This window comes from Cryobacterium sp. TMT1-2-1 (genome assembly GCF_004403955.1).
GTDB lineage: Bacteria > Actinomycetota > Actinomycetes > Actinomycetales > Microbacteriaceae > Cryobacterium > Cryobacterium psychrotolerans.
Genome location: NZ_SOHC01000013.1, coordinates 1 through 7,431 on the forward strand (window position 1 = coordinate 1; position 7,431 = coordinate 7,431).

At 67.9% G+C, this 7,431-nt stretch carries 9 protein-coding genes; 2 read left to right on the forward strand and 7 right to left on the reverse strand.

Going from position 1 to position 7,431, the window contains the following annotated elements:
- Positions 1–159 precede the first annotated feature (159 nt).
- Positions 160–393 (reverse strand): DUF3073 domain-containing protein, encoded by a 234-nt coding sequence (locus tag E3T33_RS01560; RefSeq protein WP_092321521.1) that lies wholly within the window; start codon positions 391–393, stop codon positions 160–162.
- Positions 394–543: 150 nt separating this feature from the next.
- Between E3T33_RS01560 and E3T33_RS01565 the strand changes: the two genes are divergently transcribed.
- Positions 544–1,629, forward strand: coding sequence for an NAD(P)-binding domain-containing protein (locus E3T33_RS01565; protein ID WP_092321522.1), 1,086 nt, complete (start codon positions 544–546; stop codon positions 1,627–1,629).
- A 91-nt stretch (positions 1,630–1,720) separates the two neighbouring features.
- On the opposite strand, the gene crcB is transcribed toward E3T33_RS01565, so the two are convergent.
- The 4 genes from crcB to E3T33_RS01585 all read right to left on the reverse strand — a co-directional run bounded on the left by crcB (position 1,721) and on the right by E3T33_RS01585 (position 5,175).
- Positions 1,721–2,089, reverse strand: a complete 369-nt coding sequence (crcB, locus tag E3T33_RS01570) for a fluoride efflux transporter CrcB (protein WP_166784362.1) — start codon at positions 2,087–2,089, stop codon at positions 1,721–1,723.
- Positions 2,086–2,505 (reverse strand): CrcB family protein, encoded by a 420-nt coding sequence (locus E3T33_RS01575; RefSeq protein WP_092321524.1) that lies wholly within the window; start codon positions 2,503–2,505, stop codon positions 2,086–2,088. The genes crcB and E3T33_RS01575 overlap by 4 nt, the downstream gene beginning before the upstream one ends.
- Positions 2,506–2,510: 5 nt before the next feature.
- Positions 2,511–4,649, reverse strand: coding sequence for an APC family permease (locus E3T33_RS01580; protein ID WP_092321709.1), 2,139 nt, complete (start codon positions 4,647–4,649; stop codon positions 2,511–2,513).
- Between the two features lie 82 nt (positions 4,650–4,731).
- Positions 4,732–5,175: a MarR family transcriptional regulator gene (locus E3T33_RS01585; protein WP_092321525.1), complete on the reverse strand. Its 444-nt coding sequence runs from the start codon at positions 5,173–5,175 to the stop codon at positions 4,732–4,734.
- Between the two features lie 57 nt (positions 5,176–5,232).
- Between E3T33_RS01585 and E3T33_RS01590 the strand changes: the two genes are divergently transcribed.
- A complete protein-coding gene (locus tag E3T33_RS01590) occupies positions 5,233–5,487 on the forward strand; it encodes a hypothetical protein (RefSeq protein ID WP_092321526.1) in 255 nt (84 codons plus the stop codon).
- Positions 5,488–5,585: 98 nt separating this feature from the next.
- On the opposite strand, the gene E3T33_RS01595 is transcribed toward E3T33_RS01590, so the two are convergent.
- Positions 5,586–6,200, reverse strand: coding sequence for a PadR family transcriptional regulator (locus E3T33_RS01595; RefSeq protein WP_092321527.1), 615 nt, complete (start codon positions 6,198–6,200; stop codon positions 5,586–5,588).
- Positions 6,197–7,054 carry a DUF4097 family beta strand repeat-containing protein gene (locus tag E3T33_RS01600; RefSeq protein WP_241977148.1) on the reverse strand — a complete coding sequence of 286 codons (858 nt, stop codon included), beginning with the start codon at positions 7,052–7,054 and terminating at the stop codon, positions 6,197–6,199. The genes E3T33_RS01595 and E3T33_RS01600 overlap by 4 nt, the downstream gene beginning before the upstream one ends.
- Between the last annotated feature and the right edge of the window lie 377 nt (positions 7,055–7,431).

Here is a 7,431-nt window from a genome sequence, read left to right on the forward strand (position 1 = left end):
TCCACGATCGAGCGATGATCCCGGAACGGTCGCCCCGCACTGCCATCCGAGCTCGGCATCAACGATTCAATCCGAGCCCACTGGTCATCGGTCAGGAGATCAGTACGCGACATCCCTCCACCCTCCCAAACGAATCACGATTCGATTAGGAGACACGCCCTAGGCGCGCTTCTGCTCGTCTTCGGTCGCGTAGGTGTCCACGTACTCGTCGTCGGTATCCGGCTTGGGCGCGTCGTACTCAGGCCACTTGGCCAGGTCCTCATCGAGGCGCGGATCAGTGACCGGATGCCCCGTGAGCTCGCGTTCGAGCGCGTTGTAGTTGGTGTCCGGGCTGAAATACTTCAGCTCGCGGGCAACCTTGGTGTGCTTTGCTTTTTGACGGCCGCGCCCCATGCGTGACCCCCTAACGATGCCAGGCCAAGTGAGGAATGAGTCACTCGGGAGTTGCCGAACGGAATGGTGAAATCTAGGCGCTAGTTTAGCATGATGGGCGCAAGCGCTCGCCGACGCCGTTCACAGGCGCGGATGCTGGAATGAGGTGTGATGGCGAGCCAGTTGACCGTGCCCGTCGTCATCATCGGCGCGGGGCAGGCCGGACTGTCCGTCGCCCACTACTTGCGCAAATTCCATCTCGTCGCCGGAACGGACTTTGTCGTCCTCGATCGGGGCCCGGATGCCGGCGGAGCCTGGCAGCATCGCTGGCCGGCCCTCCGCCTCGGCACCGCCCACCGGGTCAACGACCTGCCCGGCATGAGCGCGCTCGGGATCAGTTTCGACACCGCGGACCGGTCGCGGCCCGCGCGCGAGGTCGTCGCGGAGTACTACCACCGCTACGAGGCGCACTTCGATCTTCGGGTGGTGCGGCCGGTGAGCGTCACCTCCGTGGCCAACCGGGGGGCGGACCTCGTCGTCTCCACCCGGTCCGCGGCATACGGCGACCAGGAGATCAGCGCCCATGTCCTCGTCAATGCCAGCGGAACCTGGGGGGCTCCTTTCCTGCCGCACTACCCCGGGGCGGAGTCCTTCGCCGGGCAGCAGGTGCACACCGCGACCTTCACCTCCGCCGAGGATTTCGCCGGCCGGAAGGTCGTCGTGGTCGGCGGCGGCACCTCGGCCATCGGTTTCCTGCTCGAGCTGGAGGGTGTCGCCGCGGAGCTGACCTGGGCGGCGCGCCGACCCATCGACTGGGTGCACACCGGGGAGCTCGACCTCGAGGGAGCCTCGGCAGCGGTCGCCGCCCAGGACGAGGCGGCCCGCTCGGGCCGCGCCCTGCCCAGCATCGTCAGCGGTACCGGCGTCCCGGTCAGCCGGCGCATCGCGGCCGGAATCGAGCGCGGCCTGCTCGTTGCCGAGCCCATGTTCCAGGCGATCGAACCGCACGGCGTGCGCTGGGCGGACGGCCGGTTCACCGAGGCAGACGCCATCGTCTGGGCCACCGGGTTCCGCCCCGAGCTCCGCCATCTGGCACCGCTCCGGCTACGGGAGAAGGCCGGCGGCGTGACGGTGGGCGCCGGGGCATCCTGGACCGACCCGCGCATATTCTTCGCCGGCTATGGACCGCAGGCGAGCACGATCGGTGCGGCCAGGGCGGGTCGCGTGATCGCCCGCCAGGTCATGGCCCTGCTCTGACCTCAGCCCCCGCGAAACCGCAGTTGTGCGCGCTAAAACGCACGAATAACGCGCACAACTGCGGTTTCGCGGGGGAGGTGCGGGGGGAAACCTAGCGGGCGAGGAGGTAGGCGACGGCGCAGGCGACGACGCCGAGCAGCAGGGTGACGCCGACGTTGACCAGGCCGGCCCGCCAGCGTCCGTTGTCGACGAGCTCGAGGGTTTCGACGCTCCAGGTGCTGAAGGTGGTGAGGCCGCCGCACACCCCGGTCAGGATGATCAGTCGGAGGTCCTCGGAGATGGCCGCCCGCTCGGCGAGCCCGAGCGCCGCGCCGCCGATCATCGCGCCCGTCACGTTCACGAGCAGCACGCCGCCGGGGATGTGACCGGGCCGCACCGGCAGCGCCCGGGACACGAGGTAACGGATGACCGCTGCCCCGCCCCCGCAGGCCAGCACGCTCAGGGCGACCCAGCCGCTCACAGCGTGCTCCCGTCGTCGGGTATCTCGACCGGGATCGGCCGGTGGGCGAGCCGGCTGCCCGCCCAGAGGCCGAACGCCGCGGCGCCGAAGCCGAGGGCGAGGGTGGCCAGGAGGTAGAGGCCCGCGAGTCCCCACAGCCCGGCGGAGGACTGCTCCACAAGCGACACCGTCACGGCCGAGAACGTCGTGAACGATCCCAGCAGGCCGGGACCGAGCGCGACCTTCAACCAGCGGGGAATGCCCGGGCGCGTCCACAGCCCGCCGACCAGCCAGCCGAGCATGAGCGCCCCGAGCACGTTGACGCCGAGCGTGCCGGCCGGGAAGCCGGCATCCGCATGCGGGAAAACGAGGTCGGTGGCCAGGCGCAGGCCGGTGCCGAGCACGCCGCCGAGGAAAGCTGCCAGCGCGAGCGGCATCTGGTTTACTTGCGCTTCCGACGGCGCGACGCCGACGGCCGGGACTGCGGCGGGGTCGAGCCGACGACCGGGGGCTTCGCCGTCGCGGCAGCCCGATTCGCCGCTTCCACCGCGGCCGGTGTCAGCGGCTTGCGCGGCACCGGGCGCGGACGCACCGGCTCGCCGCGACGGTCCTGGCCGGGGATCGGCCGGGATCGGCGCCCGTAGATGAGTTCAGAGGAGTCCAGCAGCCACGGCACGAGTGCGATGGTCACGCCGTGCACGAGCATGAGTTTCTGGCGCAGGCGCCTGGCCTTGTGGTTGTGCAGCAGGTTCTCCCACCAGTGCCCGACGATGTAAATCGGCGTGTACACCGTGACGACCTCGGAGCCGTGCTCCTCGCGGCGATCCTTGATGTAGCTGATCAGCGGCCAGCTGATGTCGCGATACGGCGAGGAGACGATGCGCAGCGGCACCTGGATGTTCTGCTTCACCCAGTCTCGCTTGAGCTGTTTGGTCTCCTGGTCGTCGATCGAGATGTGCACGGCCTCGAGACTCTCGTGCCGCGCGGCGATGGCGTAGTCGAGGGCCTTGAGCACGGGCTTCTGCATCTTGCCCACGAGCACGATCGCGTGGTCGCCCTTGGATCCGAAGGTGGTCACCGGGTCGACTTCGATCTCCTTGGCGACATCCCGGTAGTAGCGGTTGACGCCGAGCATGAGCACGAAGAGCACCGGCATCAGCAGGAACACGAGCCAGGCGCCGTGCGTGAACTTCGTCACGGTCACGACAATGAGCACGACCCCGGTGAGCAGCGCGCCGAACGCGTTGATCGACATGCTCCGGATGATCTCTCCGCGGTTCGGCGGATTCTTGCGGAGCAGGGCGATCCAGTGCTTGACCATGCCGGTCTGGCCCAGGGTGAAGGAGACGAAGACGCCGATGATGTAGAGCTGGATCAGCAGCGTCAGGTTCGCCCGGTAGACGATGATGATGATGATGGCCGCCAGGGCCAGGATCAGCACGCCGTTGGAGTAGATCAGGCGGTCGCCGCGGGTGCTCAGCGACTTCGGCGCGTACGAGTCCTTCGCCAGCACCGATCCGAGCAGCGGGAAACCGTTGAAGGCGGTGTTGGCCGCCAGCAGCAGGATGGCCGCGGTTGTGGCCTGCAACACGAAGAACATGATCGAGTTGTTGCCGAAGGTGGCGGCGGCGATCTGGGCGATCAGGCTGCGCTGCGGATTCGTCGCGCACTCGTCCCAGCCGATCAGGTCGCAGGGGTTCTCCGCGTAATGCACCTGCGCAATCAGCGCGAGGGTGGTGAGCCCGATGAACAGCACGATGGCGATGCCGCCCATCAGGGCGAGCGTCGACTGCGCGTTCTTGACCTTCGGGTGCTTGAATGCCGGCACCCCGTTGGCGATTGCCTCGACGCCGGTGAGCGCGCTGCATCCGCTGGCGAAGGAGCGCAGCAGCAACAGGATGAACGCGGTCTGGGCCAGGTTCTCGCCCTCTACGTCGAATCCGGCCGATTCGGCCACCGGGGCATCGCCGAGCATCGTCCTGGTGAGGCCGACGACGACCATGACGACGACGCTGGCGATGAAGAGGTAGGTCGGGAGGGCGAAGGCCTTGCTCGACTCCCGCACCCCGCGCAGGTTGACCGCGGCGAGCAGGATCACGAACACGACGGCCATCTCGACCCGGAACGGATTGAGTTCGGGGATCGCGGAGATGATGTTGTCCACGCCGCTGGCGACCGAGACGACGACCGTCATCACGTAGTCGACGAGCAGGGCGGATGCGACGACGAGGCCGGCCTTCTCGCCGAGGTTCTTGTGCGCGACCTCGTAGTCACCGCCGCCGGAGGGGTAGGCCTTGATCAGCTGCCGGTAGGACGCGACGACGGTGATCAGGAGCAGCACGACGACGCCGGCGACCCACGGCGCGAAGCTCAGGAAGGCGAGCCCGCCGAGGGTGAGGATCATCAAAAGTTCCTGCGGGGCGTACGCGACGCTCGACAGCGGGTCGCTCGCAAAGATCGGCAGGGCGAGGTGCTTGGGGAGCAGTTGGCCCTCGAGGTGCTCGCTCGGCAGCGGATCGCCGATGATCCACCGTTTCGGTGAACGCGTTTCCGGTATTTTGGGGGTTCCCTCTGGTGCCACGAGGGACGACACTACTCTGTTGCACCCCCCTGTCAAATGCTGCAGGACCGGCGCGCCACAGCGGGGAGTCGCACGCGATCCGTTACGGAGTCCCGGCGGCGTCGATCACTCGCCACAGGGAGACCCGCAGGGCCTCGAGTTCGTCCATGGTCATCCCGAGCCTGTCGATCACGCGCGGGGGGATCGTCTCGGCCTCACTGCGGAGGTCCGCACCGGCCTCGGTCAGCGCGACCTCGAGCAGGCGTTCGTCGACCACGCTGCGGTTTCGGGTGACCAGGCCGGCCGCCTCCAGCCGCTTGAGAAGTGGTGAAAGCGTTGCCGGATCGAGACGAAGCTCGGCGCCGAGGTCTTTCACCGACCGGGGGCTCCGCTCCCAGAGCGCCAGCAGCGCCAGGTACTGCGGATGCGTCAGGCCATAGGGCTCGAGGATCGGCCGGTACACCGAGATCACGCTGCGGGAGGCGATCGCGAGGGCGAAACAGACCTGGTTTTCGAGGCGGAGCAGGTTCGACTCATCCGTGGCCATCGACGTCTCCAATCGCGGGCGGCGTTCACCGTCCCATTGGTTAGTAGACTAACGGTTATGGCACTAAGCAAACCTGCACGAGAGCGTGGAAGCCTGACCGCCTGGCTCAACCGGACCCTGCTGCCCTGGATCGGGCCGCCGCCGCTCGGGCCGTACACCGACGTGCCGGATGCCGAGGTGCGGGCCGAGAAGGCGCGGTCCGTCTGCCCGATCTGCGGTGAACTCATGTCTCTGCACGAGGTGGACCGCTCCGGCGAGCGAACGATGATCTACCACCCGACGCCCGGCGTGGCCCCCGACGTAACCCCCTGAGGCCCCCCTGACCTCACCCCCTCTGACCTTCCCCCCTGAGGGGTCGCAAATCGACCTTCAGCGGGCAACGAAGGTCGATATGCGACCCCTCACGGGGCTTACCGGGTGAGCGAGGCGAGGATGTCGGCGCGCACCTCGGCGAGGCGCCGGCGGAGTTCCGGAACGGCTTCCGCCGGCACGCGCCCGCGGGAGGCCTGAGTGCGCAGGTCCGCGCGCAACTTCTGACGGAACTCATTCAGCACCATGTCGGCCTCGTGCAGCGCCAGGTTCGACTCGGTGTGCTGGTTCGAGGTGGCGCCGTGCCCGGCCTGGCCGGCCGACTCGTCCCTGGCCTGCCGGGCGGCCGAGGCGAGGTCGGCCCGCAGGCTCTTCATCGCCGCGTTGACGCCCATCCGCACCTCGTCCGCAAGGCGTCGGACCGAATCCGTCACGTCGCTCTCGATCGCGTCGAGCTCACCGGCGCGAGCGGCGAGCTCGGTGCGGCCGGCATCCGTGATCACGTAGACCGTCTTCCGTCCGTCGGTCGACTTGGTGACGAGCCCATCCTCCTCGAGCTTGGACAGCCGCGGGTAGATCGTGCCGGCGCTCGGGCTGTAGGTGCCGCCGAACCGCTCGCTGAGCGCCTGGATCAGCTCATAGCCGTGTCGCGGCTGCTCGGCCAAAAGGCTGAGCAGGTACAGGCGGAGGCTGCCGTGCGCGAAGACGGGGGTCATGCCCGGGCCTGCCCGGAGGCATCCGTCGACCCCTCGCCGGCGGGAGACTGGCTCCCATTGGCACGGCGCACGACCGAGATATTGCCGGAGACGGAGTTCGCCCGGAGCTCCAGCCAGGCGCCGTCGAGCGCGCCGCTGCTGGCCTCGTATCCCTTGCCGAGCGTGCCCTTGATGGTCTGGTCGTCGAGTTGCAGGGTGCCCGACACCGTGTTGAGGCGGTAGCGGGTGGCCACGTCGGCGCCGAGGCGCACGGTGAGGTTGCCGCTGACGGTGTTGGTGTTGATCTCGTCCGGCGTGCCTTCGATGTCGAGGAAGACGTCGCTGCTGACCCCGTCAAGGGAGAAGCGGCGGATGCTCCCGCTCGCGGTGATCTCGCCCGAGACCGTGTGCGCCGTGATGTTGCCCGCATGACCCTGAACCGACATCTCGCCGTTCACGCCGTTGAGTTCCAGGTCGCCGACCACATCATCCACGACGATGTCGCCGGAGACGGTGCTCAGCCGGGCGCCGTTGCGGAGCCCGGAGACGAGTGCGCTGGCCGAGATGACACCGAATTTCAAGGCCACGTCGCGCGGCACCATGATGCTGACGTCCGCCCTGGCCGTGCCGCGGAACGACGCGAACACGTCGATGAAGTTGTCCCAGCGCAACTGCGGGTGGTCGATCTCGAGGGTGTCGCCGTCCATCGAGATCTTGAGGTCCTTGCCGGTCACGCTGTGCACCTCGACGCGGGCGCCCTGCTCGTCGTGTCCGATCACGTCAACCTTGCCGGCGATCATGCCGACCTTGAGATTCCGCACCAGTTCGACGTCGATGACCTTGGTCTGCCCGGGGGTGACTAACCACTTTTCCACTTCTGCTCCTTCATTCTTACAAAACATCTGCACGCGATATATCGCGTCTCATCTGAACACGATATATCGCGTGTTGGTGTTGCGCAAGGGGTGCGCCGGGCCGCGGCGCGAGTGGCGCCGTGCCTGCGCCTGTCCTCCACAGGTCGGGCGGGCCGGAAGTTATGCACAAGGGCCGGTCAGGGTTGGTTTCGGGCCGGAGGAATGTCGGTGGTTCGCCGTACCGTTGGCGTATGAAAACCATCAAAGGACCACCCGGTCGGGCACTCCCGGCCGGCCCTAACCCGGGCGTTGACCCGGGTGTCGCCACCGACCAGGGTCAGCCGCTGACAGCGGCCGCGGTCCACCTGGAGGAACTCGGCGCGCTCATCGATGCGGTC